The sequence below is a fragment of the Amycolatopsis suaedae genome (assembly GCF_004214935.1).
Classification (GTDB): domain Bacteria; phylum Actinomycetota; class Actinomycetes; order Mycobacteriales; family Pseudonocardiaceae; genus Amycolatopsis; species Amycolatopsis suaedae.
Window position 1 is genome coordinate 120,615 of record NZ_SFCC01000008.1, and the last position, 26,019, is coordinate 146,633.

General features: G+C 70.3%; 32 protein-coding genes. 12 read left to right on the forward strand and 20 right to left on the reverse strand.

All coding sequences use genetic code 11. The features are described from left to right. Positions 1 to 9 precede the first annotated feature (9 nt). Positions 10 to 864: an alpha/beta fold hydrolase gene (locus EWH70_RS16905; protein WP_130476380.1), complete on the forward strand. Its 855-nt coding sequence runs from the start codon at positions 10 to 12 to the stop codon at positions 862 to 864. 3 nt (positions 865 to 867) lie between these two features. On the opposite strand, the gene EWH70_RS16910 is transcribed toward EWH70_RS16905, so the two are convergent. Then, the gene (locus tag EWH70_RS16910; RefSeq protein ID WP_130476381.1) at positions 868 to 2,019 is read right to left on the reverse strand and encodes an epoxide hydrolase family protein; all 1,152 of its coding nucleotides are present in this window, start codon (positions 2,017 to 2,019) and stop codon (positions 868 to 870) included. 77 nt (positions 2,020 to 2,096) lie between these two features. Between EWH70_RS16910 and EWH70_RS16915 the strand changes: the two genes are divergently transcribed. After that, positions 2,097 to 2,666: a CGNR zinc finger domain-containing protein gene (locus EWH70_RS16915; protein ID WP_130476382.1), complete on the forward strand. Its 570-nt coding sequence runs from the start codon at positions 2,097 to 2,099 to the stop codon at positions 2,664 to 2,666. Between the two features lie 227 nt (positions 2,667 to 2,893). Here the strand turns inward: EWH70_RS16915 and EWH70_RS16920 are convergent, their stop codons facing one another. From EWH70_RS16920 to EWH70_RS16945, 6 genes are read right to left on the reverse strand one after another with little or no spacing between them, the layout of a single operon-like run. Next, positions 2,894 to 3,223 (reverse strand): hypothetical protein, encoded by a 330-nt coding sequence (locus EWH70_RS16920; protein WP_130476383.1) that lies wholly within the window; start codon positions 3,221 to 3,223, stop codon positions 2,894 to 2,896. A gap of 22 nt (positions 3,224 to 3,245) precedes the next feature. Continuing rightward, positions 3,246 to 4,082, reverse strand: coding sequence for a RecB family exonuclease (locus EWH70_RS16925; protein ID WP_130476384.1), 837 nt, complete (start codon positions 4,080 to 4,082; stop codon positions 3,246 to 3,248). 48 nt (positions 4,083 to 4,130) lie between these two features. Further along, on the reverse strand, positions 4,131 to 4,757 hold the full coding sequence (locus EWH70_RS16930; protein WP_130476385.1) for a MarC family protein: 627 nt from the start codon (positions 4,755 to 4,757) through the stop codon (positions 4,131 to 4,133). Beyond that, positions 4,757 to 5,623, reverse strand: a complete 867-nt coding sequence (locus EWH70_RS16935; RefSeq protein WP_130476386.1) for a PHP domain-containing protein — start codon at positions 5,621 to 5,623, stop codon at positions 4,757 to 4,759. The genes EWH70_RS16930 and EWH70_RS16935 overlap by 1 nt, the downstream gene beginning before the upstream one ends. Positions 5,624 to 5,663: 40 nt before the next feature. Beyond that, entirely contained in the window at positions 5,664 to 6,224 is a 561-nt protein-coding gene (locus EWH70_RS16940) for a PH domain-containing protein (protein WP_130476387.1), read from the reverse strand. A gap of 24 nt (positions 6,225 to 6,248) precedes the next feature. Continuing rightward, positions 6,249 to 6,476 (reverse strand): hypothetical protein, encoded by a 228-nt coding sequence (locus tag EWH70_RS16945; protein ID WP_130476388.1) that lies wholly within the window; start codon positions 6,474 to 6,476, stop codon positions 6,249 to 6,251. A 145-nt stretch (positions 6,477 to 6,621) separates the two neighbouring features. Here EWH70_RS16945 and EWH70_RS16950 point away from each other — a divergent pair, with 145 nt between their 5' ends. Next, on the forward strand, positions 6,622 to 6,999 hold the full coding sequence (locus EWH70_RS16950) for an NUDIX hydrolase (RefSeq protein ID WP_130476614.1): 378 nt from the start codon (positions 6,622 to 6,624) through the stop codon (positions 6,997 to 6,999). On the opposite strand, the gene EWH70_RS16955 is transcribed toward EWH70_RS16950, so the two are convergent. The 3 genes from EWH70_RS16955 to EWH70_RS16965 form a co-directional block, all read right to left on the reverse strand. Beyond that, the gene (locus tag EWH70_RS16955; protein ID WP_130476389.1) at positions 6,990 to 8,591 is read right to left on the reverse strand and encodes an acyl--CoA ligase family protein; all 1,602 of its coding nucleotides are present in this window, start codon (positions 8,589 to 8,591) and stop codon (positions 6,990 to 6,992) included. The two genes, EWH70_RS16950 and EWH70_RS16955, sit on opposite strands and share 10 nt — an antisense overlap. Before the next feature lie 156 nt (positions 8,592 to 8,747). Further along, positions 8,748 to 9,854, reverse strand: coding sequence for a DUF2332 domain-containing protein (locus tag EWH70_RS16960; protein WP_130476390.1), 1,107 nt, complete (start codon positions 9,852 to 9,854; stop codon positions 8,748 to 8,750). Further along, positions 9,847 to 10,350: a MaoC family dehydratase gene (locus EWH70_RS16965; protein ID WP_130476391.1), complete on the reverse strand. Its 504-nt coding sequence runs from the start codon at positions 10,348 to 10,350 to the stop codon at positions 9,847 to 9,849. Before EWH70_RS16965 ends, EWH70_RS16960 begins: the two co-directional genes overlap by 8 nt. Before the next feature lie 308 nt (positions 10,351 to 10,658). On the opposite strand from EWH70_RS16965, the gene EWH70_RS16970 reads away from it, so the two are divergent. From EWH70_RS16970 to EWH70_RS16985, 4 genes are all read left to right on the forward strand, one after another. Beyond that, positions 10,659 to 11,735 carry a magnesium and cobalt transport protein CorA gene (locus EWH70_RS16970; RefSeq protein ID WP_130476392.1) on the forward strand — a complete coding sequence of 359 codons (1,077 nt, stop codon included), beginning with the start codon at positions 10,659 to 10,661 and terminating at the stop codon, positions 11,733 to 11,735. Positions 11,736 to 11,879: 144 nt separating this feature from the next. Beyond that, positions 11,880 to 12,281 carry a hypothetical protein gene (locus EWH70_RS16975; RefSeq protein ID WP_130476393.1) on the forward strand — a complete coding sequence of 134 codons (402 nt, stop codon included), beginning with the start codon at positions 11,880 to 11,882 and terminating at the stop codon, positions 12,279 to 12,281. A gap of 5 nt (positions 12,282 to 12,286) precedes the next feature. Continuing rightward, positions 12,287 to 12,955: a metallophosphoesterase family protein gene (locus EWH70_RS16980; RefSeq protein ID WP_130476394.1), complete on the forward strand. Its 669-nt coding sequence runs from the start codon at positions 12,287 to 12,289 to the stop codon at positions 12,953 to 12,955. After that, positions 12,945 to 13,790, forward strand: coding sequence for a ParB N-terminal domain-containing protein (locus EWH70_RS16985; RefSeq protein ID WP_130476395.1), 846 nt, complete (start codon positions 12,945 to 12,947; stop codon positions 13,788 to 13,790). The genes EWH70_RS16980 and EWH70_RS16985 overlap by 11 nt, the downstream gene beginning before the upstream one ends. Positions 13,791 to 13,800: 10 nt before the next feature. On the opposite strand, the gene EWH70_RS16990 is transcribed toward EWH70_RS16985, so the two are convergent. Together EWH70_RS16990 and EWH70_RS16995 are read right to left on the reverse strand one after the other, a co-directional pair. Further along, positions 13,801 to 14,235, reverse strand: coding sequence for a type II toxin-antitoxin system VapC family toxin (locus tag EWH70_RS16990; protein ID WP_240687046.1), 435 nt, complete (start codon positions 14,233 to 14,235; stop codon positions 13,801 to 13,803). Further along, positions 14,235 to 14,534, reverse strand: a complete 300-nt coding sequence (locus EWH70_RS16995) for an Arc family DNA-binding protein (RefSeq protein ID WP_130476397.1) — start codon at positions 14,532 to 14,534, stop codon at positions 14,235 to 14,237. Before EWH70_RS16995 ends, EWH70_RS16990 begins: the two co-directional genes overlap by 1 nt. A gap of 71 nt (positions 14,535 to 14,605) precedes the next feature. Here EWH70_RS16995 and EWH70_RS17000 point away from each other — a divergent pair, with 71 nt between their 5' ends. Further along, positions 14,606 to 15,172 carry a GNAT family N-acetyltransferase gene (locus EWH70_RS17000; RefSeq protein WP_130476398.1) on the forward strand — a complete coding sequence of 189 codons (567 nt, stop codon included), beginning with the start codon at positions 14,606 to 14,608 and terminating at the stop codon, positions 15,170 to 15,172. Here the strand turns inward: EWH70_RS17000 and EWH70_RS17005 are convergent. The 7 genes from EWH70_RS17005 to EWH70_RS17035 all read right to left on the reverse strand — a co-directional run bounded on the left by EWH70_RS17005 (position 15,153) and on the right by EWH70_RS17035 (position 22,483). Further along, entirely contained in the window at positions 15,153 to 15,665 is a 513-nt protein-coding gene (locus tag EWH70_RS17005; protein ID WP_205669150.1) for a CGNR zinc finger domain-containing protein, read from the reverse strand. The genes EWH70_RS17000 and EWH70_RS17005 overlap by 20 nt on opposite strands. A 532-nt stretch (positions 15,666 to 16,197) precedes the next feature. Further along, positions 16,198 to 17,379, reverse strand: a complete 1,182-nt coding sequence (locus EWH70_RS17010; protein ID WP_130476400.1) for an ABC transporter ATP-binding protein — start codon at positions 17,377 to 17,379, stop codon at positions 16,198 to 16,200. A gap of 4 nt (positions 17,380 to 17,383) precedes the next feature. Then, a complete protein-coding gene (locus tag EWH70_RS17015; protein WP_130476401.1) occupies positions 17,384 to 18,226 on the reverse strand; it encodes a carbohydrate ABC transporter permease in 843 nt (280 codons plus the stop codon). Then, the gene (locus EWH70_RS17020) at positions 18,226 to 19,179 is read right to left on the reverse strand and encodes a carbohydrate ABC transporter permease (RefSeq protein WP_130476402.1); all 954 of its coding nucleotides are present in this window, start codon (positions 19,177 to 19,179) and stop codon (positions 18,226 to 18,228) included. Before EWH70_RS17020 ends, EWH70_RS17015 begins: the two co-directional genes overlap by 1 nt. Then, entirely contained in the window at positions 19,176 to 20,486 is a 1,311-nt protein-coding gene (locus tag EWH70_RS17025) for an ABC transporter substrate-binding protein (protein ID WP_130476403.1), read from the reverse strand. The genes EWH70_RS17020 and EWH70_RS17025 overlap by 4 nt, the downstream gene beginning before the upstream one ends. 234 nt (positions 20,487 to 20,720) lie before the next feature. Further along, positions 20,721 to 21,230, reverse strand: coding sequence for a YflT domain-containing protein (locus EWH70_RS17030; RefSeq protein WP_130476404.1), 510 nt, complete (start codon positions 21,228 to 21,230; stop codon positions 20,721 to 20,723). A gap of 56 nt (positions 21,231 to 21,286) precedes the next feature. Continuing rightward, positions 21,287 to 22,483 carry an acyl-CoA dehydrogenase family protein gene (locus tag EWH70_RS17035; protein WP_130476405.1) on the reverse strand — a complete coding sequence of 399 codons (1,197 nt, stop codon included), beginning with the start codon at positions 22,481 to 22,483 and terminating at the stop codon, positions 21,287 to 21,289. A 121-nt stretch (positions 22,484 to 22,604) separates the two neighbouring features. On the opposite strand from EWH70_RS17035, the gene EWH70_RS17040 reads away from it, so the two are divergent. Beyond that, complete coding sequence (locus tag EWH70_RS17040) at positions 22,605 to 22,940, forward strand: DUF4190 domain-containing protein (RefSeq protein WP_130476406.1); 336 nt, start codon at positions 22,605 to 22,607, stop codon at positions 22,938 to 22,940. Positions 22,941 to 22,961: 21 nt separating this feature from the next. After that, on the forward strand, positions 22,962 to 23,351 hold the full coding sequence (locus EWH70_RS17045) for a DUF4190 domain-containing protein (RefSeq protein ID WP_165436303.1): 390 nt from the start codon (positions 22,962 to 22,964) through the stop codon (positions 23,349 to 23,351). Here EWH70_RS17045 and EWH70_RS17050 read toward each other — a convergent pair. Next, a complete protein-coding gene (locus EWH70_RS17050) occupies positions 23,348 to 24,160 on the reverse strand; it encodes a slipin family protein (protein WP_130476407.1) in 813 nt (270 codons plus the stop codon). The two genes, EWH70_RS17045 and EWH70_RS17050, sit on opposite strands and share 4 nt — an antisense overlap. An 86-nt stretch (positions 24,161 to 24,246) precedes the next feature. Between EWH70_RS17050 and EWH70_RS17055 the strand changes: the two genes are divergently transcribed. After that, complete coding sequence (locus tag EWH70_RS17055) at positions 24,247 to 25,533, forward strand: magnesium transporter MgtE N-terminal domain-containing protein (protein ID WP_130476408.1); 1,287 nt, start codon at positions 24,247 to 24,249, stop codon at positions 25,531 to 25,533. Further along, the gene (locus EWH70_RS17060) at positions 25,526 to 26,017 is read left to right on the forward strand and encodes a DUF1003 domain-containing protein (RefSeq protein WP_130476409.1); all 492 of its coding nucleotides are present in this window, start codon (positions 25,526 to 25,528) and stop codon (positions 26,015 to 26,017) included. The genes EWH70_RS17055 and EWH70_RS17060 overlap by 8 nt, the downstream gene beginning before the upstream one ends. Positions 26,018 to 26,019 lie beyond the last annotated feature (2 nt).

A 26,019-nucleotide genomic window follows, 5' to 3' on the forward strand; every position in this document is an offset into this window, starting at 1 on the left:
GACGGACCGATGGGTCACTCGCAGCTGTCGCCGCACAGTGCCGTACGCACCGAACTGGCCGGCCTGGCTGCGCTGCGGGCCGGCGAGCGGGGGCCGATCGCGTTGCTGCTGCCCGGCTACACCGGCTCGAAGGAGGACTTCGCGCCGGTCCTGGACGAGCTGGTGACCGCCGGATTCCAGGTGGTGGCGCTGGATCTGCCCGGACAGTACGAGTCCGGTGGCCCGGTCGACGAGGAGGCCTACCTGCCCGGCGCGCTCGGGCAGGTCGTCGCGGACGTCGTCACCGAACTGGCCGCCGGTGGACAGCCGGTGCTGCTGCTCGGGCACTCCTACGGCGGCCTGGTCGCCAGGTCGGCCGTGCTCGCCGGGGCACCGGTCGCCGGGCTGACGCTGATGGACACGGGCCCGGAACACCTGCCGGCGGACGGCATGCGGTACCAGGCGCTCGGCATCGGCGAGGAACTGCTGCGGGAGGGCGGGCTGGAGCCCGCCTACGCGTTGCGTGAGGAGATCTCGGCCAGGTTCGAGGCCTGGCTGCGCATTCCCGCCGAGGTGAAGGCGTTCCTGCGGGCGCGGTTCGTGGCGTCGAGCGCGGCCGGGCTGCTCGGCATGGCGCGGGCGCTGCGGGAGGAACCGGACCGGGTGGGCGAGCTGGCCGCGGCGCTGCGCTCGCGCGAGGCGCCGTGCCTGGTGGTGGCCGGCGAGAACGACGACGCCTGGTCGCCGGAAACCCAGCGGGACATGGCGCGGCGCCTGGACGCCCGGTTCGAGCTGGTCCCCGGCGCCGCCCACTCCCCCAACACGGAGAACCCGGCGGCCCTGCTCAAGGTCATCGTCCCGGTCTGGCGGTCCTGGGTGCTCTGACCGTCACCGGCCCGCGGCCAGCACGGCCGCGAGGCCCGCCCGCAGGTCCTCGACGAAGTACCCGGGCACCTCCAGCGACGGGAAATGGCCCCCGCGTCCGGCCTCGTTCCAGCGGACGATCCGCCGGTACCGCTCCCGCGCCCAGGGGTGCGGGCACTTCTCGATGTCGCGGGGATACATGGTGATCGCCGACGGGACGTCGACCCGGAGCCCGGGATCGAGCGAGTTGTGGCTCTCGTAGTAGATCCGGGCCGCCGACGCGCCGCTGCGGGTCAGCCAGTACAGCGTGACGTCGTCGAGAATCCGGTCCCGGGAGATCGTCTCGAACGGGCTGTCCCCGGTGTCCGACCATTCGGCGAACTTGTCGAGGATCCAGGCGAGAAGCCCGGCCGGTGAGTCGACCAGCGAGTAGCCGATGGTCTGCGGCCGGGTCGCCTGCTGCTTCGCGTACGCCGCGCGGTGGCGCCAGAAGTGGCGGGTGTCCTCGGCCCACCGGCGCTCGGCCGCCGTCAGCCCGTCCATGCTCAGCCCGGGCGGCCCCTCCGCGAACGTCGAGTGGATGCCGAGCACGTGCTCGGGGAACCTGCCGCCGAGGACCGTCGTGATGTTGCCTCCCCAGTCGCCGCCGTGGGCCAGGAACTCGCGGTAGCCGAGCCTGCCCATCAGTTGCACCCACGCGGCCGCGATCTTCTCGGTTCCCCAGCCGGTCGTGGCGGGCTTGTCGCTGTAGCCGAAGCCCGGCAGCGACGGGGCCACGACGTGGAACGCCGGCGCGTCCGGGTCTGCCGGATCCGCCAGCTCGTCCACGACGTCGGCGAACTCGGCGACGCTGCCCGGCCAGCCGTGCGTCACGATCAGCGGCGTGGCGTCCGCACGGGCGGACCGGCGGTGCAGGAAGTGGATTCCCAGGCCGTCGACGGTCGTGCGGAACTGGCCGATCCGGTTGAGGCGCTCCTCGAACGACCGCCAGTCGTACCCGGTGCGCCAGTAGTCCACGACGTCGGCGAGATCGGCGAGCGGGACGCCCTGGTCCCACCGGCGATCGCCGCCGACCGTCTCGGCCTCCGGTAACCGTGTCGCGGCCAGTCGCGCGCGCAGTTCGGCGAGGTCGGCGTCGGTCGCGTGGGCTTCGAATGCGTGCACGTCGCTGGACATGGAACCTCCAAGATGGAACCGGCTTAGACGGTTCTATCAGGCCGCGACGACCTGGGACAACCTGCTAAGGTGGTTCCATGACGGCCGAGTTCCCCGACTTCCGCCTCGGCACCGTGCTGGCGACCAGCTTCACGGCGACGCTGACCGAGCGTCGCGGCAAGGCCGTGGAGCGCATTCCCGTGCCGCACCGGCTCGTCGACTGGCTGGCGGTGTACGGCCTGGCCGTGGACTCCTGCACCCCCGCCCAGCTCGACCTCGCCCGGGAACTGAGGGAGTCGATCCACGCCGCCGCGACGGCGGCCGCCACCGGGGAGGCCCTGCCCGCGTCCGCCGTGCGGGTCATCAACGACCGCAGCACTCAGGGCCGGGCCGCGGCCGTCCTGACGCCCGAGGGTGAACGGCGGTGGCAGCTCAGCCCGGCTTCGAGCGTGGAGGACGCCCTCAGCGTGATCGCCGCCGATGCGATCGGCATCCTGTCCGGTGAACGGGACGGCAGGCTGGCGCTGTGCGCGTCACCGACCTGCCAGGCCGCCTTCTTCGACACCAGCCAGAGCCGCACCCGCCGCTGGTGCGACATGAACACCTGCGGGAACCGGCAGAAGAAGGCCCGCTTCCGCGCCAGCCAGCGCGGAGCCGCCGGCACGTGAAGGCCACCTTCACCACGCTCACGTCAGGGCCCGGCAACGCCGGGCGCCAGGCGTGCAGCAAGGGAGCTTTACTAGCGAAGAAGGGTAGTAAAGCTCCCTTGCTGCCTTACGGGTGTGGCTGGTGGGGCTGGTGTGGCCCCGGCGACGCCTCAAAGCACGTGAAGGCCACCATCACCACGTCACACGTCATGAAGGTGGCCTTCACGAGCTTTGGTGCCACCGAGCCGCTACAGCCACCAGAAGAACCAGAGGGTGGCCAGGGACAGGAGCAGGACCGCGACGGCCGCGACCGCGGCGGCGCGGGGCGGGCGGCGGTCGACCAGGCGCTGCAGCAGCAGGAGCACCACGGCGACCGCCGGGTGACCGATCACGGCGGCCGTGCCCGGGCCCGCGACGTCGGTCGTCCAGGCCAGCACCTGCACGCCGACCACGGCGACGGCCAGCACGGCCATCCCGGCGGCGACGGCGCCGGACACGCCCCGCCACCAGCGGCCCCGCCGCTCGGGCTCACCGGGCGGCGCGTGCACGGGTAGCTCGCCGGTGTCTGTCTGGTACACGCCTTCCTCCGTCAGGAACCGGTCACGGGGCCAGCAACTGCCACGACCGCGCTTCAGGCGCCGCCTGCTGTCCTTCGGCGCAGCTCGGCCGGAAATCGCACCACGAGCAGCGCGGACCGGGCCGGGCGGGGAACAGCTCGTCGCGGTCGCCGTCCTCTGCCAGGGTATCGACCGCCCGCTGCATATCGCCCGCGGTCTCCTCGGCCCGTCGCAGCTGCCTGCCGAGGCTTTCCTCGGTGTGCTCGGCGGCCGCGATCGTGCCGCTGGGCAGATGATGCAGCTCGACCCGCCGGCACGGCCTGCGCAACGTCCGGCGCGCGGCCACGACGTACATCGCCAGCGCCTGCGACGCCCGCGCCTCGTATTCGTCGGGCTCGCGCCGCCCGGTCTTGTAGTCGACGATCACCAGCTCGCCGTCGCGGTCGTCGATGCGGTCGGCCCTGCCCTCGACGATCATCCCGCCCGCGGGCGTGGACACCCACCGCTCGACCCCGGCGGGCTCGAAGCCGAGGTCGTGCCGCTCGACGTAGTCGCTGACCCACTCCCTGGCCCGGGCCCGGTAGCGGGCGGCCTGTTCGGCGTCGGCGAACCCGCCGTCCTTCCACTGCTCGGTCACCATCGCCGCGGCCCGCTGCGGGGTACGGCGGTTCGCCGGCAGGTCGAACAACGACTTCAGCACCGTGTGCACGACGGCGCCCAGCGTGCTGTGTGCCCACGGCCCGGTGCGCTTGGGCGTGGGCCGGTCCAGGTAGCTCAGGCGGTACCGGCGGGGGCAGTCGTCGAACGTGGCAAGCCGGGCCGGGGTCACCTTCGTCAGCCGCTTCGGCTGCACCCCGTAGTCGAAGCCGAGTTGGCTCATGCAGTCACCTCGGCACACAGCGTACGCACCGCCCCCGACAGTCCGGGCTCACCCTCCGGCGACGAACCCGCGCACCGAGTCGGCGACCAGCTCGACGGCGATGGCCGCGAGCAGCAGACCCGCGATCTTCGCCAGCAGCGTGATCCCGCTCTCCTTGATCAGCTTGATCACCACGCCGGAGAAGCGCATGCAGGTCCACAACACGAAGTGCACGGTCAGGATGGCCAGCCCGAGCGCGATGTAGGCACCCAGGTGCCCCTCGGCCTGCCGCGCGAACACGATGGTCGCCGCGATGGCACCGGGCCCGGCGAGCAGCGGGGTGCCCAGCGGGACCAGGGCGACGTTGACGTCGTCGGCCACCTCCGGATCGGTCGCGCCCTTGCCGGTGAGCAGGTCGAGCGCGATCAGCAGCAGGAGCAGGCCGCCCGCGCCCTGCAGCGCGGGGATGCCGATGTGCAGGTAGCTCAGGATGGCCTGGCCGGCGACCGCGAACAGCGAGATCACCAGCAGCGACACCAGCACCGCCTGCCGGGCGGCCCTGGCCCGCACGGCGGGTGGCTTGCGGCCGGTCAGGCTCAGGAACACCGGCACGGTCCCCGGCGGGTCCATGATCACGATCAGCGTGATGGTGGCCTCGAGGAACAGCGTGGCGTCGAAGTACTCCTTGATCGCCATCAGCCGGCCACGACCCTGGTCCCGGTGGCCAGCGACACCAGTTCCTCGTAGACCTCCGGCGCCGTCGTCTCGGCGCCGAGCGCGGTGGTCTTGTTGGTGCCGTGGTAGTCGCTGGAGCCGGTGACCAGCAGGCCGAGGTCGGCGGCGAGACCCCGCAGCTCCTTGCGGTCGGCCTCGTCGTGGTTGGGGTGGTCGACCTCGATACCGGCCATCCCGAGAGCGGCGAACTCGGCGATGGTCTCGGGGCTGACCGTGGCGCCCCGCGAGCGGGCGTACGGGTGCGCCATCACCGTGACGCCGCCCGCGTCGGCGATCATCCGGATGGCGTCGGCGACCAGCGTGTCGGCGCCGGGGATGTAGTACCCGCGACCGTTGGCGAGGTACTCGGCGAACGCCTGGTCGACGCTGTCCACCAGCCCGGCGCGAACCAGCGCCTGCGCGAGGTGCGGGCGCCCGGCGGGCGAGTCGGCGGGCAGCGCGCCGAGCACCTCGTCGGCGTCCACCGGCAGGCCGTCGGCGGCCATGCGCTCGGCCATCCGGCGGACCCTGGCCCTGCGGTCGGCACGCAGCCGCAGCTGCTCGGTCACGACGGCCGGCGCGACCGGGTCGAACAGGTAGGCGAGCATGTGCACCCCGATGCGACGGCCCTCGCCGCCGGTCACGCAGGACAGCTCGGCGCCTCTGACCAGGGTGAGTCCCGGCGGAAGGGCGGCCTGTGCCTGTTCCCAGCCCGCGGTGGTGTCGTGGTCGGTGAGAGCGATCACGTCGAGCCCGGCCCGCACCGCGGCGGCCATCAGCTCGGCCGGCGTGTCGGTGCCGTCCGAGACCGCACTGTGGGTATGCAGGTCGATGCGCACAACGTCCATTCTGGACGATGCCGCAGCTCACACGCGCGGCGGGCGCGGCTCAGCCGACCATCTTCTTCCCGCGCGCGGCCCGCTGCGCCTTGATCATGGAGAAGCGCTCGGCCTGCTTCTGCTTGTCGCCGAAGACCAGCTCGGAGATCGTGTCGTAGAACGCCTCGGGCTTGGGCAGGTAGTCGATCTTGTTCAGCGCCTGGATCTGGCCGGCGGACTCCACGACCATCGTGCCGTAGCCGAGCAGGCGGCCCCACGCGGTGCGCTGGTAGGTGAGGTCGGTGACCTTGCTGATCGGCATCATCAGCACCTTGGTGGTGAACACCCCGGTGGTCATGACGAACCGCTTGTCCGTGACGACCAGCCGTTCGACCCACCACTCCATCACCATGTACGCGAACCGCAGGATGACCAGCAGCGCGACGTACCACAGGATGTTGATCACGACCCACATCGAGGGCGGCAGCACGTAGGAGATCAGCACGCAGATCGCCAGCAGCGCGATGGCCTCGAAGGTGTCCCAGAGCAGCGTGGCCCAGTGCCGCCGGATGCGGATCACCCGGCGTTCGGTGTCGAGCAGGTACTCGTCAGGGTCGCGGGGCGCGAACATGCCTGCTCCTGTCCCGTGGGTAGATCAGCTGAACACGTTGCTGACGAAGGTGATCACCGACTCGGCCGCGTCCCGGAGGAACCCGATGACGTTGTTGACCAGCCCCGCCGCGTTGCCAGGCTGGGCGATCACGAAGAACAGAACCAACGCGACAACCGCCAGAAGGATAAGCTTCTTCGCGTTCACAACGATCAATCCCGTCTCTTGCGTCAGCACCGGTCTTGCAACTGCACCAGTTACGTTGTACCGCACCGACCACCGGTACGGGAGGCAAGTCCCGCGCTTGGGTCAGTACCGCAAGCTTACGGTACCGTACGACTACTCTCCGTGTACAGGCTGGGTCCACCTCCGCCAATGTGACTAGTCTCAACGCGTGTCATCCGAAGATCATCAGGCCATACGCTGCGTAGGCGGCGTGATCCGGGCGGAGGACGGCCGGTTACTCCTGGTCAAGCGGGCTAACGCCCCCGGAGCCGGTCAGTGGTCGCTTCCGGGCGGCCGGGTGGAGCCCGGCGAGTCCGACGCCGACGCCGTGGTGCGGGAGATGCGGGAGGAGACCGGCCTGCTGGTCACGCCCGGCGCCCTGGCCGGCATGGTGGTGCGCGGGCCGTTCCACATCTACGACTACCACTGCACCGTGCGTGCCGGGACCCCGGCGGCCGGGGACGACGCCGCCGACGTGCGCTGGGTGTCCCGGGCCGACCTGGACACGCTGGACCTGGTGGACGGCCTGTTCGAGACGCTGGCGAGCTGGGACTGCCTGCCTCACCCCTGAACCCGGCTGTCCCGGCCGGCCCATGCCTGCTCGCGCAGCTGGAACTTCTGGATCTTGCCGGTGGACGTCTTCGGCAGCTCGGTGACGAACTCGACGGTGTCCGGCACCTTGTACCGGGCGATCTGCCCACGCACGTGCTCCCGCAGCTCACCGGCGTCGACGGACTGCCCCGGCCGCAGCACGACGAAGGCGCGGGGCCGCTCGCCCCACTTGTCGTCGGGCACCCCGACGACGGCGACCTCAAGCACCGCCGGATGCGAGTCGATGGCGGCCTCCACCTCGATGGTGGAGACGTTCTCGCCGCCGGAGACGATGATGTCCTTGGCCCGGTCACGCAGCTCGATGTAGCCGTCCGGGTGCCAGACCCCGAGGTCGCCGGAGTGGAACCAGCCGCCGCGGAACGCCTTCTCGGTGGCCTCCGGGTCGTCGAAGTAGCCGGCCATCACCAGGTTGCCGCGCATGACCACCTCGCCCATGGTGGCGCCGTCCCGCGGTACGTCGCGCATGTTCTCGTCCACGACCCGCACGCCGTCGCTGCCGAGCATCCCGACGCCCTGCCGGGCCCGCAGCCTGCTGGCGGCGTCGATGTCGAGACCGGCCCAGCCGGGCTGGATCTCGCAGACGCTGTACGGGCCGTAGGTCTCGGTGAGCCCGTACACGTGCACCAGCCGGGTGCCCAGCTCGCTCATCTTCCTGATCACCGTCGGGCTCGGTGGCGCGCCGGCCGTGGTCACCACGACCTCCCGGGACAGCGGGTGCGCGCCGGCGTGGTTGGCGATCGTCACCAGCACCGTCGGCGCGCCGTTGAGGTGAGTGATCGACTCGGCCTCCAGCAGCCGCCAGATCTCCGCGGCGTCCACCGCGCGCAGGCAGACGTGCGTGCCGCCGACCGCGGTCACCGCCCAGGTGGTGCACCAGCCGTTGCAGTGGAACATCGGCAGCGTCCACAGGTAGCGCGACTCCGGCGTGTGCCGCGAGTGGATCACCTCGGCCAGCGCGTTGAGGTGCGCGCCGCGGTGGTGGTACATCACGCCCTTGGGCTTGCCGGTGGTGCCCGAGGTGTAGTTGATCGAGATGATGCCGCGCTCGTCGGCGACACCCCAGTCCAGTGGCTCGTCGCTGCCCCTGGCCAGCAGGTCGGCGTAGGAGACGCTGTCGACGGCCGGCTGCGCCCCCGAGGCCGGGTCGGTGACCGTGACGACCTCGTCCACCGGCACCTCGGCCGGCAGTGACGAGTGCAGCGCGGCGTCCACCACCAGCACCCGCGCGCCGGAGTGCCGCAGGATGTGGTCGATCTCGGCGGGCGCCAGCCGGGTGTTGACGGCCACCAGCACGGCCCCGGCCAGCGGCACCCCGAAGTGCGCCACCAGCATCTCCGGGATGTTCGGCAGCAGGTAGGCGACGCGGTCGCCGGGCGCGACGCCACTGGCCCGTAGCGCGTGCGCCAGCCGGGTGGCCTCCGCGGCGAACTCGCGGTAGGTCACCCTGCGCTCGCCGTAGACGATGGCCTCCTTGTCCGCGAACACCTCGGCGGAGCGTTCGAGGAAGGACAACGGGGTCAGCGGCGTGAACCAGGTGTCGTCGGTGTTCATCGCCCCATCGTCGGCCGTGCGCGCCGGGGGCACAACAGGTCGAGCGCCCGACCGCCCGGACTTTGCCGGGCCCTGGCGTCTCATGCCGCGAGTGCCCCCATCACGGCACGCGCCCCGGACCACCCGGCTTTGCCAGGGCCTGACGACGCCAACAGCTCAGGCGAGCCAGGTCATGCGCTGGCCATGTGGCGCGGTCAGGGCCAGCGGACGGACCGTTCGCGTGCCGTCAGCGGACCATTCGGCGAAGCCCAGCGTCGACAGGGCGGTCTTGGCGAACAGCAGGTCGTCCCGGCCCGGCTCCAGCACGGCCAGGCCGGCCTCGTAGGCCTCCTGGCTGACCCACCACAGCGGGCGGCTGCCGGCCAGCTCGCCGAGCGCGGCGTGGAACGCCTCGCGCTTGGCCTCCGGCAGGTAGGTGAGCACGTGGCTGGTCAGCACGACCAGCGGCTGGTCCGCGGGGACTCGGGCGGCCACCTCGGCCAGGTCGTCGACCGCGTCCCCGGTGATCAGCTCCGGCGGTGCCTTGCGCTGTGCGGCGGCGGCCGTGCGCAGCAGCCGCACCCGGTCCGGCTGGTCGGCCCACACACACGCCTCCAGCCAGGCCAGCTCGTCCTCGTCGCTGACGTCCACCGGCGAGCGGTCCAGCCCGATCCGGCTGGTCACGGTCAGCTTCTTCGGGATCTTCGGCAGTTTGGCGCCCTCGGCCAGCTCGACCGCGCAGTGCAAGCCCACCGGCGCCTTCGCCGGGCCCGCGGTGAGCTGATCGCCGCCGGGGCACAGGTAGTGGTAGTTGTACCGGTCCATGCCCAGCAGCAGACCCGCGCTGCAGCCGACCTCCAGCAGAGCCACCGGCCCGCCCGCGCGCTTGGCCGCCATCGTCACCGCCGGGTACAGCAGCGCGGCCCTGCGCACCTCGTTGGTCTGGGTGTACCGGGTGGCGACCAGTTCGCGGACCCGGTCGGCCTTGCCCAGCATGAACTCCCGGAACAACGGCCAGGTCTCGCTGTCGACGCCGTCGAACCCGCCCAGCGTCGGGTAGTACCGCGACAGCGGATGGATGGGATCGGCCTGGATCAGCCGGTGCGCGACGGCGAGCAGCAGCGTCGCCCTGGCCTCACCCGGCGCGGCACCGGTGAGCAGGCCGGCGACCTCGTCGTCCTCGGCCGCCTTCGCCGCCAGGTGTTCGTAGAGCGGCGAGTTGCCCGCCGCCTCGGCCTCGGCGAACCTGCGCAGCCGCGCCTTGATATCGGCGAGTTCACTCATGCGGCACCGGCCGCCCCGGCTGCTCTCCGCCCCTGGCCTCGCCATAGGACGCCTTGGGCACCATCACCTTGCGGCGGAAGACGCAGACGATCTCGCCGTCCTGCTTGTACCCGCGGGTCTCGACGTACACGACGCCGCGGTCGTCCTTGGACTTCGACGGCGTCTTGTCCAGCACCTCGGTCTCGCCGTAGATGGTGTCGCCGTGGAACGTCGGCTTGACGTGCCGCAGCGACTCGACCTCCAGGTTGGCGATGGCCTTGCCGGACACGTCGGGCACCGACATGCCCAGCAGCAGCGAGTAGATGTAGTTGCCGACCACCACGTTCTTGCCGAAGTCGGTGGTCTCACCGGCGTAGTGGGCGTCGAGGTGCAGCGGGTGGTGGTTCATGGTCAGCAGGCAGAACAGGTGGTCGTCGTACTCCGTGACGGTCTTGCCCGGCCAGTGCTTGTAGACCGCACCCACCTCGAACTCCTCGAAATAGCGCCCGAACCGCACGCGAGCCCTCCTCGTGGGTAACGCCACCGCCACCTGCGGCGACACCATGGAACGTTGAGGAGTACCCTCGACCATCGGTGTCGGTGCGTCAACGCGAGCAACGACACGCGGCATGTCCGGCCGGATGCGAGGAGGTGAGGTACGCGATGAGTACTGGCGATAGTCCGCTCCCTAGTCAATCCAGCGTCCCTCCTGCTCCCACCGGCTCTCCCTTCCCCAGGTAGGCCGCGGGGACGCTGGCCGTGCCGGGCGGACGAACCGCTCGGCGTGTCGTCGTGTGAACTCCCCGACGTTCGCCTGGAGATCCCATGCCTTCCATCCCGTCGCTTCGCGGCCGCGGCAACGGCCGCGGCGAGAATCCCGACCGCAGGCTCCCGGTTCCGGTGTCGCACTACGTCGTCGACTGCGCCGTGTACGTCGACGGCGAACGCCTGCCCGGACGCTGGTCGCATGCCGAGGCGATCGGCGAGGTCCGCCGACGTGGCGAGGGCTTCGTCTGGATCGGCCTGCACGAGCCGGACGATGAGCAGATCAAGGGCATCGCCGAGACGTTCGGGCTGCACGCGCTGGCCGTCGAGGACGCGGTGCAGGCCCACCAGCGGCCCAAACTGGAGCGCTACGACGACATCCTGTTCATGGTGCTCAAGACCGTGCGTTACGTGGAGCACGAGTCGCCGACGACGGCCAACGAGATCGTCGAGACCGGTGAGCTGATGGTGTTCCTCGGGCTGGACTTCGTCATCACCGTCCGGCACGGGAACCACTCCGGCCTGGCCCGGCTGCGCCGCGAGCTGGACGGCGAGTCCGAGCAGCTCAAGGTGGGCCCGGCGGCGGTGCTGCACGCCATCGCCGACCACGTCGTCGACCACTACCTCGAGGTCACCGACGCCCTGGAGGGCGACATCGAGGAGATGGAGACGCTGGTGTTCGCGCCGCGGTCGCCGGTGAGCGCCGAGCAGATCTACCTGATGAAGCGCGAGGTGCTCGAGATGCGCCGCGCGGTGACGCCGCTGGCCACGCCGCTCAAGCGGCTCGCCGAGGGCTACACCCGCCTGGTGCCCGACGACGTGCGGTCCTACTTCCGCGACGTCGACGACCACCTGACCACGGTGTCCGAGCGCATCGCCGGCTTCGACGAGATGCTGACCACGCTGGTCGACGCCACGCTGGCCAAGATCACGCTGCAGCTGAACCTGGACGTCCGCAAGATCACCTCGTGGGCGGCCATCATCGCCGTGCCGACCATGGTCGTCGGCATCTACGGCATGAACTTCGACTACATGCCCGAACTGCACTGGGAGTTCGGCTACCCGGCGGTGATCCTGGTGATCCTGCTCGCCTGCCTGATCCTCTATCGAATACTCCGGAAGAACCGCTGGCTCTGAGTCCCCGTTCGGTAGTTCTTCCCGGAGGTTCCCCATGTCCAGGCTGCTCACCAACCCGAAGTTCTGGCTGCTGGCGTTCAGCGTCATGTGGCTCGTGGTGGTCACCGCGATCATCGTGATCGACCCCGTCTCCGCGCACGGAAAGTGACCCGCCGCAGGCTCGTCCTCGCCGGGACCCTGACCGTCCTGGTCGGCTGGCTCGTCGTGATCACCGTGCTGATCGCGGTCGAGCCGGATCCCGGTGTGGACAGTCCCGCCGAGCTGCGTGCCCGGCTGGCAGCGGCACTGAGCGAGCACGACGCGACGGGGCTTGAGCGCGTGCTCGACTACCCGGTCGGCGCCCGCGCCGACTTCGCCAAGGAATACGCCTCGGCCGCCGCCGAGGCCGGGGTGCACGCGGTCACCGTGCGCCTGCTGCCCGACGAGTCGTCGCCGCGGCAGGCCGTCGTGTCCGGCATGCTGGGTGACGGCACGCCGTTCAGCTACCCGCTGGCCGTCCGCGGTGGCGGCAACTGGGCGGTGACGGCGCTGCCGCCGTTACCCTGAGGCGCATGGTGCGTGCCCTGGTGGTCGCCGACGAGGTCGACGAGCGGCTGTGGGCCGGCACCGGGCTCGGCGGAATCTCGGTGGACCTGGTCCTGGCCGCCGGGGATCTGCCGTTCGACTACCTGGAGTTCCTGGCCGGCGCACTGGACCGGCCGTGTGTGTTCGTTCCGGGCAACCACGACCCGGACCTGAGTGGCTTCACCCGCTACGGCGGTCTGTCCATGCGGGACGGTTTCCCGGAACGCTGGCCGGGCCCGGCCGGCGGGGTGAACGCCGACGGCAGGGTGGTGGACGTGTGCGGGCTGCGGATCGCCGGGCTGGGTGGGTCGATCCGCTACCGCGAGGGCCCGAACCAGTGGACCGAGCGGCAGCAGGCACGGCGCGCGCGGAAGGTGGTGCGGCTGGCGCGGCGGCGCTCGCGCCGTGACGGCCGGGGCGTCGACGTGCTGCTCACGCACTCCCCGCCCCGGCGGCTCGGCGACCGGGAGGACCCGCCGCACCACGGGTTCGAGTGCCTGCACCACACGGTCGAGCGGCTGCGTCCCGGCTGGCTGCTGCACGGGCACATCCACCCGCACGGCGAGGCCGTTCCCGACCGCCGGATCGGGGAAACGGTGGTGCGCAACGTCGTCGGGCAGCACATCATGGAGTTCGAGGTGGGCCATGGCGAGTAGAGACACCGGGTTCCCGCGGGCCGACGCCGAGCACGACTTCCTGCGGGCCCGCAGGCGGCAGGTGCTGTCGCGGCTGTCGACGTGGCTGCGTGGCGAGCCGGACGACGTCAACATCATGCTGCCGTTCAGCGAGGTGGTGGACGCGCTCGGCTGGGCGGGCGAACGGCGGATCGGCCTGCGGGTGATCCCACTGGAGTCCATTGTGGGCAGTGTGGACCGCAGCCGGGACTTCGATCGCCGGTTCCGCCCGACGTCGGGCCGGGTGCGGCAGCGCTGGGAGCGGCTCGCGCTGGCGTCGCGGCGTGGCGAGAGCATTCCGCCGATCGAGGTGTACCGGATCGGCGAGCTGCACTTCGTGATCGACGGCCACCACCGGGTCTCGGTGGCGCACGCCATGGGGCTGACGACGATCGAGGCGCAGGTCGTCGAGGTGCGGACCACACTGGACCCGAGCGGGATCCGCTACCGCGGCGACCTGATCGTCAAGGACTACCGGCGGCTGTTCCTGGAGCGGGTACCGCTGGTCGGGCAGGCCAGGGCGTCGGTGCTGGTGACCGAGCCGTGGGACTACGCCGAGCTGGGCGAGCACGTCGAGGCGTGGGGGTTCCGGCTGATGCAGGACGAGAACCGGTTCCTGGACCGCGCGACGGTGGCCGCGCGCTGGTATGCCGAGGAGTACGTGCCGGTGGTGCGGATGCTGAACCAAGCCGACCTGATCGGCGAACGCACCGAGGCGGAGGCCTACATGTGGGTGGCCGGTGAGCGGTACCGGCTCATCCGCACGCACCGGTGGGACGACGAGGTGATCGAGGCGGTGCGCCAGCGCCGCCGGTGAGCGGCGCTGCTCAGGCGGGCAGGAGGGCGAAGCCCTCGGCGGCCGCGGCGTCGGCCAGCGACTTGTCGAACGTGGCGAACGTGCGGCAGGCGGGCTCGGCCGAGGCGACCACCTTCGCCGTGGCGAGCTGGGCCGCGTCGTATGCCCGCAGGCCGTGCACGCCGGTGAGCCGCGCCGCGGTGTCGAGCACGAGCGGCGACGCGGTGACCGCGACGAACCGCGGCTCCGTCTCGGCCGTGCCGTGCAGGTCCGCCTCGAACGCCCCGACCAGCACCCGGGCGGCGGCCGCGCTCAGCTCCCCTGTCCGGTGCTTGCGCCACAGCGCCGACGGCACCTCGACCCCGGCCAGCTCCGACACCACGACGGCGGCCAGTGATCCGACCCGCTCGTGGCCGCGCTCGGGCACGTACAGCTTGACCAGCGCCGACGAGTCGGCGAACACCATCACCGCGGCCCGCGCCCCTCGGCGATCAGGTCGGACAGCGGCGTGCCGCGCGCGGCCTCGGCCGCCGCGGCGGCGATCGCCTCCGGATCCGGCCGCACCCGTGGCGCTCCCGGCGCCGCCAGCACGCCGGCGCGTGCCAGCCGTTCCCTCAGTCGCGCCATGTCCCCCTCCGCGTAGTCCGGGTTCGTGGCGGCGTCGAGCACGCGGGTGACGTACTCGTTCATGCTGCGGCCCTCGCGTTCCGCGACCCTGCGCACCCGTTCCATCAGCTCGTCCGGCGCCCGCCACGTCATCTGCATGCATGCATGCTATCACGGGGGCATCGAGTAACCTTTGAAACTGGATTTATCGGTTACCTTGGGAGGCACGGATGAGCACGCTCACCGTCCGGGAGCTGCGGGCGGACACCTGGGACGACTTCGAGCGGGTGCTGGGCGGCAACGGCGGTTCCCGGGGGTGCTGGTGCATGCACTGGCGCCTGTCGATCGCGGAGTTCATGGCCGGCAGGGGCGAGGGCAACCGGCAGGCGATGCGCGAGCTCGCCGCGGGCGAGCGGGCGCCCGGGGTCGTCGTCTACGACGGCGGCGAGCCGGCCGCCTGGTGCGCCCTCGGGCCCCGCGAGTGGTACCCGCGCCTGGAACGCTCCCCCATGCTGGCGCGCGTCGACGACGAGCCGGTCTGCGCCGTCACCTGCGTCCTCATCCGCCGCGGGCACCGGGGCGCCGGCCTGCTCCGGCGTGTCCTCGACGCGGTCTGCGACTACGCCAGCGGCGCCGGGTACGCGATCGTGGAGGGTTACCCGATCGAGCCGCGGCCCGGCCGTCGCGCGGGCTCCGACTCGGTGATGACCGGCGTGGCCGGCGCCTTCCTCGACGCGGGCTTCACCGAGGTCGCCCGCCACCGCAAGGACCGGCCGATCATGCGCCGGACGCTCTGACCGCCCGGCGGTGGCGGCCTGCCTTCTCCCGGTTCCCGCAGGTGCTCATGCTGCACCAGCGGCGCCGCCCGCCCCGTGACGAGTCGAGGAACAGCCAGCCGCAGCGCCCGCACGCCCGGATCCGCTCGGCAGGCAACGTGAACAGCGCCCGCACGGCGAGCAGCGACAGCACCGCGGGAATCCCGGCGGACCCCGTCCGCAGGCCCGCACCGGCCCGCTCCATCAGCGCGCCCACCGGTGCGTCGGGCGGCGAGCCGCCACGCGCCAGCGCGTCGAACACCGCCCAGACCTGCTCCCGGACGGCCCGCACCTCGGCCACGTCCGGGTCCGCCGCGGCGGGGACGCCGGCTGCCGTACACCAGGCGAGCACGTCCGACGGCGTGCGCAGCAGCTCGTTGTCCGGCACCGGATGCGCCCGGTTGAACACCGTGTTGGCCAGGTCCAGCGCCGGATGACCGCCGACGAAATGCCCGTCCTCCCACTGGGTAACCATTGAACCCAGTGTATCCGGTTGCCCCCTGTCGCGTTCCAGAGCCGACAGGCGAGGTGGCTGGTCTCGAGCGTGGAACTCGCGTGCCGGAAGGTAGAACTCGCGGGCCGGAACGCAGAACTCGCGTGCGCGAGCGCAGAACTCACGATGTGGACTGGGTTCTCACTTGGGTGCCCGGCGCCCGCGTGACCGGCCCGTTCGCGTGAGTCCGCCGTTCACGACCCGCGAGTCCACCGTTCCGGACCCGCGAGTTGCACGTTCCCACCCGTCTGGTCCCACTACCTGGCGCGCCCGGTCCGGATCGCGGGACGAACCCGTCTTCGCCTGGTCGAACGGGCCACTCGCCGCGAGTCCCACCGTCGTGCACGCGAGTTCCACGCTCTGGCACGCGAACTCCACACTCCCGCACCACCACGACTCCCGGCTTTCCCGGGACCTGACATGAGATGCCGTGAAGGCCACCTTCATTACGTGAGACGTGATGAAGGTGGCCTTCACGTGCTTTGGCGACCACCCGGGGGCCGCCGGACGGGACTCAGCCGGCGTAGGTGAGGTTCTTGCCCGACGACGGCTCGAACAGCTGGATCTTGTCCGCGTCGAACCAGATGTCGGCCTGCTCGCCCTCCCGCACACCCGACGACGCCGACAGGCGGGTGATCACGGCCGATCCGCTGGCCGGGACGTCGGTGGCACCGGCGTCGGCGGCCAGCTCCTCCAGCTCGGCGGACGTTGCCTGTGAGCCCTCCACGGTGAAGTGCGCGTACTTCTCCGAGCCCATCGACTCCAGCACGTCCACGGTGGCGGAGAAGCTCACCCCGTTCACCTTCTGCGCGTCCTCGATCAACGCGGCGTCCTCGAAGTGCTCCGGCCGGATGCCCAGGATCACCTCGCGGCCACCACCCGCGGCCTCGACCAGCTTGCGCACCCGGTCGGTCAGCGGCACCGTCCCGAGTGGACTCTGGACGGAACCGTCGGCCAGCGTCGCCGGCACGAAGTTCATCGACGGCGAGCCGATGAACCCGGCCACGAACAGGTTCGCCGGGTTGTCGTAGAGGAACTGCGGCGACCCGATCTGCTGCACGTCACCGGCCCGCAGCACGACGACGCGGTCGCCCAGCGTCATCGCCTCGGTCTGGTCGTGGGTCACGTACAGCGTCGTGGTGCCCAGCTGCTTCTGCAGCTTGGACACCGACGTACGCATCTGGCCACGCAGCTTGGCGTCCAGATTGGACAGTGGTTCGTCCATCAGGAACGCCTTGGGGCTGCGCACGATCGCCCGCCCCATCGCCACCCGCTGCCGCTGGCCACCGGAGAGGTTGGCCGGCTTGCGGTCCAGGTGCTGGGTGAGGTCGAGGATCTCCGCTGCCTCCTCCACCTTGGCCCGCACCACCGAGTCGGCCACCTTGGCCAGCCGCAGCGGGAAGGCCATGTTCTCCCGGACGCTCATGTGCGGGTAGAGCGCGTAGGACTGGAACACCATCGCGATGTCCCGGTCCTTGGGCGCCTTCTCGTTGACTCGCTCGCCGTCGATGCGCAGCTCGCCGGAGGAGATGTCCTCCAGGCCGGCCACCATGTTCAGCGTGGTCGACTTCCCGCACCCGGACGGGCCGACCAGGATGATGAACTCGCCGTCGGCGATCTCGATGTCGACCTCGCGTACGGCGAGCGCGCCATCGGGATAGCGCTTGGTCACCTTGTCCAGAACGATCTCAGCCACAGTGCTACCCCTTCACCGCACCGGAGGTCAGCCCCGCCACGATGCGACGCTGGAAGAACAACACGAACAGGATGATCGGGACGGTGATCACCACGGCTGCCGCGGAGATCGTCCCGGTCGGGTCCTCGAACTGCGAGGCACCGGTGAAGAACGACAGTGCCGCCGGCACCGTCCTCGACGCGTCGGTCGAGGTCAGCGAGATGGCGAACAGGAAGTCGTTCCAGCAGAAGATGAACACCAGGATCGCCGTGGTGAACACGCCCGGCGCGGCCAGCGGCGCGATCACCTTGCGGAACGCCTGGCCGGGGGTGGCCCCGTCCATCTTCGCCGCCTTCTCCAGCTCCCAGGGAATCTCCCGGAAGAACGCCGACAGCGTGTAGATCGCCAGCGGCAGGGCGAAGGTGATGTACGGCAGGATCAGGCCCGGCCAGGTGTCGAACAGCCCCAGTTCCCGCTCGATGTTGAACAGCGGCGTCACCAGCGACACCTGCGGGAACATGGCGATCAGCAGCGACACCCCGACCAGCAGCCGCTTGCCGGGGAAGTCCAGCCGGGCGATCGCGTAGGCGGCCATCGTGCCGAGCACGACGGCGATGACCGTGGCGATCACGGCGATCCCGATCGAGTTGACCAGTGCGCGCAGGAACTCCGTGGTGGCGAAGATGTCCACGTAGTTCTGCAGGGTCCACTCGGCAGGGATGAAGTTGCCGTCGTTGAGTGTCTCCTTGGTCTTGAACGACAGCGACACGATCCACAGCACGGGGAACAGCGCGAAGACCACCACGACGAGGTCGATCAGGCCCCACTTGACCTTGCGGCCCGGAGTGGCCACTCCACCCATGACCATCAGCGCTTCCCTCCCTGATCACTGCCGGGCGCGGCCGTGCCGAACAACTTGATGAAGATGAACGCGATGATCGCCACCGTGATGAAGATCAGCACCGCCATCGTCGAGCCGACCCCGAGGTTGAGCCCCTTGATCAGGTTGTTGTAGGTCTGCATGGACACCGACGAGGTGTCCTGCGCGCCGTTGGTCAGCACGAAGATGTTGTCGAAGATGCGGAACGCGTCCAGCGTGCGGAACAGCAGTGCCACCAGGATCGCCGGCTTCATCACCGGCAGCATCACCTTGGTGAACCGCTGCCACGCGGTGGCGCCGTCCATCGACGCCGCCTTGAGCAGGTCGTCCGGCACCAGTGCCAGGCCAGCCATCAGCAGCAGTGCCATGAACGGCGTGGTCTTCCACACCTCGGCGAGCACGATGGCGCCGAGTGAGGCCCACTGGTCGGTCAGCGGGGCCGAGTCGCCGGCGAACATGTTGGCGAGGTAGCCGGTCTCCGGTGTCCACGCGAAGTACCAGGAGAACGCCGCCACCACCGTGACGATCCCGTACGGGATCAACGCCACCGTGCGGACCAGTCCCCTGCCGACCAGCGTGCGGTGCATGACCAGTGCCAGCGCCATGCCGAGCACCAGCTCGATCGCCACCGACACGATCGTCAGCCCCATCGTCACGGCGAACGCCGTCCACCAGTACTCGTTGGACAGCACCGCGACGTAGTTGTCGAACCAGACGAACTCACGCAGCGCAGGGAACCGCAGGTCGTAACGCTGCAGGGACAGCCAGACCGAGTAGATGATCGGCCAGCCGGTGACCGCGATCATCACGATCGCGGCCGGGGCACACAGCAGCAGCCCGAGCCGCCGCTCCGCCTTCTTGCCCTCGGACAGGGCCGGCTTGCCCTTCCTGCCCGTGGTCGCGGTCGCGCCCTTGGCGCCTTCCACCTCGGTGGTCGTCACGGGATCACCCCCTTGGACTCGAGCGCGTCGGCGAGCTGCACGCGCAGTTCCTCGGCCGTGCGCCGCGGGTCGATCTCCGACGGCGGGGACAGCAGCTTGGACATCACCGTTGACGCGTTCTGGTAGGCCGGGGTCAGCGGCCGCACGGCCGCCTCGCGCAGCGCCTGGAGGATCTCCTCCCGCATCGGGTACTTGGTCTCCATCGAGGGGTTGTCGTCACCGGCCGGCTTGGTGGCGTCCAGCGGCGTGGTGTCGTTGTAGATGTTCTCGATGGTCGGCGGGACACCGTCGTTGAGCGCGGAGAACTTCTGGTTCTTCTCGTTGCGCAGGCACAGTGCCGCCTCGAACGCCTCCGGCTTGTGCCGCGAGGCCTTGCTCACCGACAGGTTGTAGCCACCGATGGTGGTCTTGCTCGGCCCGCCCGGGGTGACCGCCGGGTAACGCGCCCACTTGAAGTGCGCGGCGTCCTCCGGCTTCTCCTTGACGTAGGAGGGGTAGACGAACGGCCAGTTCAGCTCGAACGCGCCCGTGCCACGCTGGAACGCCTGCCGGACCTCGTCCTCCTTCTGGTTGGTCAGCGACGGGTTGGTGATCCCCGACGAGCTGACTTCCTTCAGGATCTCCAGCGCCTTGACCGCGCCGTCGTCCATCACCACGGACTTGCCGTCCTCGGACAGGATCCGGCCGCCCGCCGATTCGACCAGCGTGTTGTAAACGACGACCAGGCCCTCGTACTGGGCTCCGGTGAACAGGATCTCGTGCGGCTTGCCCTCGGCCTTGAGCCGCTTGGCCGTCTCGATCATCTCCGCCCAGGTGCGCGGCGGCGTCGGGGTGACGCGCTCGTCGTACCAGAGCAGCTGGACGTTGGTGTTCTTCGGCGCACCGTAGAGCTTGCCGTTCCAGGTCGCCGTCTCCAGCGGCGCCTGCAGCACCCCGGCGGTCGCCTGTTCCTTGTTGGCCCCCGTCCACTCCTCGACCCAGCCCGCCTCGGCGAACTCGGGCATCCAGTTGACGTCCAGTCCCAGGATGTCCAGACCTTCGTCACCGGCGGCGAGCCTGCGCACCATCTGCTCGCGCTGGCCGTCGGCACCGCGTGGCAGCTTGTTGTAGACGATCTCGTAGCGCCCCTTGGCCGCGACGTTGCAGTCGTCGACGACCTTCTGGAAATTGTCCTCGGGCGCGTAGTAGATGTTGATCGTCAGGCCGCCTCCCGTACCGCACGCGGTCAGCGTCCCTGCCCCCAGTGCGGCGGCGGCCAGTACGGATGCGAACCGGCCAGGTGATCGCCCGGCGGTCACTTTCCCCATCAGACCTCCTTCCCAGCGTGCACGCCCCGGCTGCCGGGCCGGTCAGACGCACTGAGCGGCTGGGAAAGAGACCGCGCCAGCACCCCGACGTGCATGGCGTCGGGCCGGCACGCGCCCTCACGTACCGCCCGACAGGTGCTGAGAACTTATTCCTGCCGATCAGGGCCCGCAAGCAATGTCAGTAACGATTCAGCGATTTGCGCGAAACGGAAGCACCAATGGGGTAGCGAGAGGTCAGCCGGTCTGGCCCATGGCCTGCCTGGCGAGCAGATCGCGGCCGCGTTCGGCGTTGCGGGGCTGGCAGAGGACGTCGTAGCGCCCGGCCACGAGCTGGCTGGCCGACGAGAAGTCCCGGCGGCCCCGGGTGACCGAGTAGCTGATGGCGGCGAACGTCGTCCCGAACAGCACACCGATGCCGAGGCCGATCAGGACCGACAGCAGGTTCATCTCGGCCGGGCCGAGCAGGCCCAGCAGCACGCCGATGAACAGACCCATCCAGGCACCCGACACCGCGCCGGTACCCAGCACCTTGCCCCAGGTCAGCCTGCCGACGACGCGTTCGACCAGCATCAGGTCGACGCCGACGATCGTCACGTCGGCGACCTCGAACTCGTTGGACGCCAGGTACTCCACGGCGTTCTGCGCCTGGGCGTACGTCTCGTAGGAACCGATCGGCCACCCGGTCGGCGGCGTGGGCAGCCTCGGCTGTCCCGCCGCGGGACGGCCGGCGAAAGGACCGGTCACGTTGTACTCACCTGTGGCTCGGGGGTTTTGTCCTGTCCTATCCTGCCAGGTGCCCCTCAGCCCTTCAGCTTGTACTCCCGCAGCAGGCCCCTGCTGATAATGGTCTTCTGGATCTCGCTGGTGCCCTCGCCGATGAGCAGGAACGGCGCCTCGCGCATGAGCCGCTCGATCTCGTACTCCTTGGAGTAGCCGTAGCCGCCGTGGATGCGGAAGGCGTCCTGGGTGACCTCGGCGCAGTACTCACTGGCGATCAGCTTGGCCATCCCCGCCTCGACGTCACCGCGCGCGCCCGAGCCCTTGAGCCGGGCGGCGTTGACCATCATCAGGTGCGCGGCCTCGACCTTGGTGGCCATCTCGGCCAGCTTGAACGCCACGGCCTGGTGCTCGGCGATCGGCCTGCCGAACGTGCGCCGCTGCTGGGCGTAGTCCACGGCCAGCTCGAACGCCCGGATCGCGATGCCGCAGGCCCGCGCCGCCACGTTGACCCGGCCGACCTCGATGCCGTCCATCATGTGCGCGAAGCCCGCGCCGGTCACGCCGCCGAGCACGCTGTCCGCGCCGATGCGGTAGCCGTCGAACACCGCCTCGGTGGTGTCGACGCCCTTGTACCCCATCTTCTCGATCTTGCCGGGGATGGTCAGGCCGGGCGCGACCTCGCCGTAGCCCTCGGGCTTTTCCACCAGGAACGTCGTCAGGTTCTGGTGTGGCTTCTCCCGGCCCTCGTCGGTGCGCACCAGCAACGCGATCAGGTTGGACGTGCCGCCGTTGGTCAGCCACATCTTGGCGCCGTCGATGACGAACTCGTCGCCGTCGCGGCGGGCCCTGGTCTTGATGGCGGCGACGTCGGAACCCAGGTCGGGCTCGGACATGGAGAACGCGCCGCGGACCTCGCCGGCCGCCATCCGCGGCAGCAGGTCACGCTTCTGCTCGCCGGTGCCGTGCCGGGAGATCATGTGCGCCACGATGAAGTGCGTGTTGATCACGCCGGACACGCTCATCCAGCCGCGGGCGATCTCCTCGACCACCAGCGCGTAGGTCAGCAGCGACTCGCCCAGGCCGCCGTGCTCCTCCGGGATGGTCAGGCCGAACAGGCCCATCTCCTTCATGCCCTCGACGATGTCGGCCGGGTAGGTGTCGGCGTGCTCCAGCGCCTGGGCGTGCGGGATGATCTCCTTGTCCACGAACGCCCGCACGGTCGCGAGGATCTCCTGCTGGACGTCGGTCAGTCCGGCGGTCTGGGCGAGGCGGGCCATCTCGGTCTCCCTGGGTCCGTGGTTACCGGTGAGTATGACCCGAGTCCGCGCTGTCGGCTATGAGGACGCTCACCATCCCACTACGGTGAGTGGCAACCGGTCGACAGAGGGGGACAAGATCATGACCGATCCGTACAGAAACCTGCCGCAACACGGGTACCCGCCCGCGCCCTACGGCTACCCGGCCGCGCCCCTGCCACCACAACCGGACCAGGGGATGGCGGTCGCGTCGCTGGTCTGCTCGCTGGTGGGTATCCTCATCTGCATCTGCGCCCCGCTGGGGATCATCTTCGGCCACATCGCCTACGGCAAGGCCAAACGCGGCGAGGCAGGCGGCCAGGGCATGGCCCAGGCGGGCATGATCATCGGCTACGTCCTGGTCGGCCTCTGGCTGATCCCGCTCGTGCTCTGGCTGGTTCTGGTGGTGTTCGCCGCGGGAGTCAGTGTCACCTACTGAACCGGGTTACGGTGTTGCGCCGTGAGCTATCCACAGGATCCGTACGGGCAGCAGCAGCCCTACGGCCAGCAACCGCAGTCGGGCGCCTTTCCCCAGCCCTACCAGCAGCAGTACCCGCAGCAGCCCTACGGCTACGGTCCGATGCCCCCACAGAACCAGGACAGCGGCATGGCCGTCGGCTCGCTGGTCTGCTCGATCGTCGGGCTGGTCGCGTGCGGCGGGCTGCTGTCGATCGTGGGCATCATCCTCGGGCACATCGCGCTCAGCAAGGCCAAGCGGGGCGAAGCGGGCGGCAGGGGCATGGCGCTGGCCGGGGTGATCATCGGCTACGTCGCGATCGGTCTCGTGCTGCTGACGGTGATCATCGTGGTCATCATCGGTATCTCGACCAACTGGCGAGGATTCCGCTAGGAGTGTGCATTTGCCGACGGCGGGCCCGGCTGCTCGGGCACCGTCGGCGGGGTCTCGCCGCTGCGGGTCGCGTGGTCGAGGAACCGCAGCAGCTCCACCGGGAACGGCAGCACCAGCGTCGAGTTCTTCTCCGCCGCGACCTCGACGACGGTCTCCAGCAGGCGTAGCTGCAGCGCGGCCGGGGTGTCGGCCATCTGCGCCGCCGCTGCGGCCAGCTTGTGTGACGCCTGCAGCTCGCCGTCGGCGGCGATCACCCTGCCCCGGCGTTCCCGCTCGGCCTCGGCCTGCCGGGACATGGCGCGTTTCATGGCCTCGGGCAGCGCGACGTCCTTGATCTCCACCCGGTCGATCTGCACGCCCCAGCTCAGCGCCGGGTTGTCGATCATCAGCTCCAGGCCCTCGTTGAGGCGTTCCCGGTTGGACAGCAGGTCGTCCAGGTCGCTCTTGCCGATGATCGACCGCAGCGAGGTCTGCGCCACCTGCCCCATCGCGAACCGGTAGTCCTCGACGCCGACGATGGCCTGCACCGGGTCGACCACCTTGAAGTACACGACCGCGTCGACCCGGACCGTGACATTGTCCCTGGTGATGCCGTCCTGGGCGGGCACGGGCAGCGTCACGATCTGCATGTTGACCTTGCGCATGCGGTCCACGCCGGGGATGACCAGGGCCAGCCCGGGGTCCCTCGGGCGGCGGTGCACCTTGCCGAAGCGGAACACCAGCCCGCGTTCGTACTGCTTGACGACGCGCACGGTGGAGGCGAGACCGGCCACGACGACCACCAGCGCCCCAATGAGGATCTCCAACATCGGCGGCTCCCGCGGGTGCACCCCTGTGTCTTTCCGATGGTACGTCGTTCCCTGCGTCGGCCGCACGGTCCGGATAGGCTCGCCGCATGGCAGGCGTGAACCGGGTTTTCGCAGCTCAGCTGGCGGGTTTGCCCGTGTTCGGTCCGGACGGTGAGTCGATCGGCAAGGTCCGCGACCTGGTCGCCGGGCTCCGGCTGGACCAGCAGGCGCCACGCGTGCTCGGCCTGGTGGTCGAGCTGGCCACCCGGCGGCGGGTGTTCGTGCCCATGCTGCGGGTCACCGCGATCGAGCCGAACGCGATCACGCTGGCGACCGGATCGGTCAACATGCGCCGCTTCCACCAGCGGCCCAACGAGGTGCTGGTGCTCGGTCAGCTGACCGACGCCCACGCCACCCTGACCGGCACCGACACCAGGGTGACGGTCGCCGACGCGGCCATGGAGCCCACCCGCACCCGCGACTGGGTGCTGGCCAAACTCGCCGTCCGGGAACGCAGCACCCGGCTGGGACTGGGCAGGCGGCGTTCGTCGCTGCAGGTCCTGCCGTGGGGCGAGGTCAGCGGGCTCGGGCTCACCGACCTCACCGGCCAGGTCCAGGGAGCAGGTCAGCTGCTGATGCTGTTCGACACCATGCGGGCCGTCGACGTCGCCGCCACCCTGCGCGACCTGCCGGTCAAGCGCAGGCACGAGGTCGCCGACGCCATGGACGACGAGCGGCTGGCCGACGTGCTGGAGGAACTGCCCGAGGACGACCAGAAGGACCTGCTCGCGCATCTGGCCGAGGAACGGGCCGCCGACATCCTGGAGGCGATGAACCCCGACGACGCCGCCGACCTGCTGGCCGAGCTGGCGCCCGCCGACCAGAACCGGCTGCTGGAGCTGATGGAGCCGAGGGAGTCGGCGCCGGTGAAGCGGCTGCTGACCTACTCGTCGGACACCGCGGGCGGCCTGATGACCACCGAGCCGGTGGTGCTCACCCCGGACGCCACCGTCGCCGAGGCACTGGCCCGTATCCGCAACCCCGAACTACCCGCGCCGCTGGCCACGATGGTGTTCGTCTGCCGCCCGCCCACCGACACCCCGACCGGCCGCTACGCCGGCTGCGTGCACTTCCAGCGGCTGCTCAGGGAGCCGCCCGCCGAGCTGGTGGCCAGCGCCGCCGACACCGACCTGCCCGGCCTGCGGCCGGAGGCGTCGCTGGCCGAGGTCACCCGCTACCTGGCGGCGTACAACCTGGCCTGCGGGCCGGTCCTCGACGCCGAGGATCACCTGGTCGGCGCGATCACCGTCGACGACGTGCTGGACCACCTGCTGCCAGGGGGCTGGCGGGAAACCGGGCTGCACGACGTCACCGAGGGGGTGCCGCATGCCTGAGCCGCACCTGCACCGCAGGCTGGACCAGCCGCGCTCGTCCCGCTGGTCGGTCAGCTTCGACCCGGAGGCGTTCGGGCGGCTCACCGAGCGGCTGGCCCGCTTCCTCGGCACCGGCCGCTACCTGCTGCTCCAGACGCTGATCGTGATCGTCTGGATCACGCTGAACCTGGTGGCCGTCGGGCTGCAGTGGGACCCGTACCCGTTCATCCTGCTCAACCTGGCGTTCTCCACGCAGGCCGCGTACGCGGCGCCGCTGATCCTGCTGGCGCAGAACCGGCAGGACGACCGGGACCGGGTGTCGCTGGAAGAGGACCGCGCGCGGGCCGCGCAGACGAAGGCCGACACGGAGTACCTGGCCAGGGAGCTGGCGGCGCTGCGGCTGGCCGTCGGCGAGGTCGCCACCCGCGACTACCTGCGCTCGGAACTGGACAAGCTACGTGAGGACCTCAACACCAAACCTCGAAGGGTCAAGGGCAGTCCGTAGCA

Bases quoted from the DNA above. Each gene is read 5' to 3' on its own strand.
- EWH70_RS17000 (WP_130476398.1), top strand. From the start codon at position 14,606: ATGAGCACGCTCACCGTCCGGGAGCTGCGGGCGGACACCTGGGACGAC.
- EWH70_RS16905 (WP_130476380.1), top strand. From the start codon at position 10: ATGGGTCACTCGCAGCTGTCGCCGCACAGTGCCGTACGCACCGAACTG.
- EWH70_RS16940 (WP_130476387.1), bottom strand. From the start codon at position 6,224: ATGTTCGCGCCCCGCGACCCTGACGAGTACCTGCTCGACACCGAACGC.
- EWH70_RS16915 (WP_130476382.1), top strand. From the start codon at position 2,097: ATGACGGCCGAGTTCCCCGACTTCCGCCTCGGCACCGTGCTGGCGACC.
- EWH70_RS16925 (WP_130476384.1), bottom strand. From the start codon at position 4,082: ATGAGCCAACTCGGCTTCGACTACGGGGTGCAGCCGAAGCGGCTGACG.
- EWH70_RS17035 (WP_130476405.1), bottom strand. From the start codon at position 22,483: ATGGCCCGCCTCGCCCAGACCGCCGGACTGACCGACGTCCAGCAGGAG.
- EWH70_RS16910 (WP_130476381.1), bottom strand. From the start codon at position 2,019: ATGTCCAGCGACGTGCACGCATTCGAAGCCCACGCGACCGACGCCGAC.
- EWH70_RS16990 (WP_240687046.1), bottom strand. From the start codon at position 14,235: ATGGTGTTCGCCGACTCGTCGGCGCTGGTCAAGCTGTACGTGCCCGAG.
- EWH70_RS16970 (WP_130476392.1), top strand. From the start codon at position 10,659: ATGCCTTCCATCCCGTCGCTTCGCGGCCGCGGCAACGGCCGCGGCGAG.
- EWH70_RS16995 (WP_130476397.1), bottom strand. From the start codon at position 14,534: ATGCAGATGACGTGGCGGGCGCCGGACGAGCTGATGGAACGGGTGCGC.
- EWH70_RS17050 (WP_130476407.1), bottom strand. From the start codon at position 24,160: ATGTTGGAGATCCTCATTGGGGCGCTGGTGGTCGTCGTGGCCGGTCTC.
- EWH70_RS17015 (WP_130476401.1), bottom strand. From the start codon at position 18,226: ATGGTCATGGGTGGAGTGGCCACTCCGGGCCGCAAGGTCAAGTGGGGC.
- EWH70_RS16960 (WP_130476390.1), bottom strand. From the start codon at position 9,854: ATGAGTGAACTCGCCGATATCAAGGCGCGGCTGCGCAGGTTCGCCGAG.
- EWH70_RS16935 (WP_130476386.1), bottom strand. From the start codon at position 5,623: ATGGACGTTGTGCGCATCGACCTGCATACCCACAGTGCGGTCTCGGAC.
- EWH70_RS17025 (WP_130476403.1), bottom strand. From the start codon at position 20,486: ATGGGGAAAGTGACCGCCGGGCGATCACCTGGCCGGTTCGCATCCGTA.
- EWH70_RS17005 (WP_205669150.1), bottom strand. From the start codon at position 15,665: ATGGTTACCCAGTGGGAGGACGGGCATTTCGTCGGCGGTCATCCGGCG.
- EWH70_RS16930 (WP_130476385.1), bottom strand. From the start codon at position 4,757: ATGGCGATCAAGGAGTACTTCGACGCCACGCTGTTCCTCGAGGCCACC.
- EWH70_RS17055 (WP_130476408.1), top strand. From the start codon at position 24,247: ATGGCAGGCGTGAACCGGGTTTTCGCAGCTCAGCTGGCGGGTTTGCCC.
- EWH70_RS16955 (WP_130476389.1), bottom strand. From the start codon at position 8,591: ATGAACACCGACGACACCTGGTTCACGCCGCTGACCCCGTTGTCCTTC.
- EWH70_RS16980 (WP_130476394.1), top strand. From the start codon at position 12,287: ATGGTGCGTGCCCTGGTGGTCGCCGACGAGGTCGACGAGCGGCTGTGG.
- EWH70_RS17040 (WP_130476406.1), top strand. From the start codon at position 22,605: ATGACCGATCCGTACAGAAACCTGCCGCAACACGGGTACCCGCCCGCG.
- EWH70_RS16985 (WP_130476395.1), top strand. From the start codon at position 12,945: ATGGCGAGTAGAGACACCGGGTTCCCGCGGGCCGACGCCGAGCACGAC.
- EWH70_RS17060 (WP_130476409.1), top strand. From the start codon at position 25,526: ATGCCTGAGCCGCACCTGCACCGCAGGCTGGACCAGCCGCGCTCGTCC.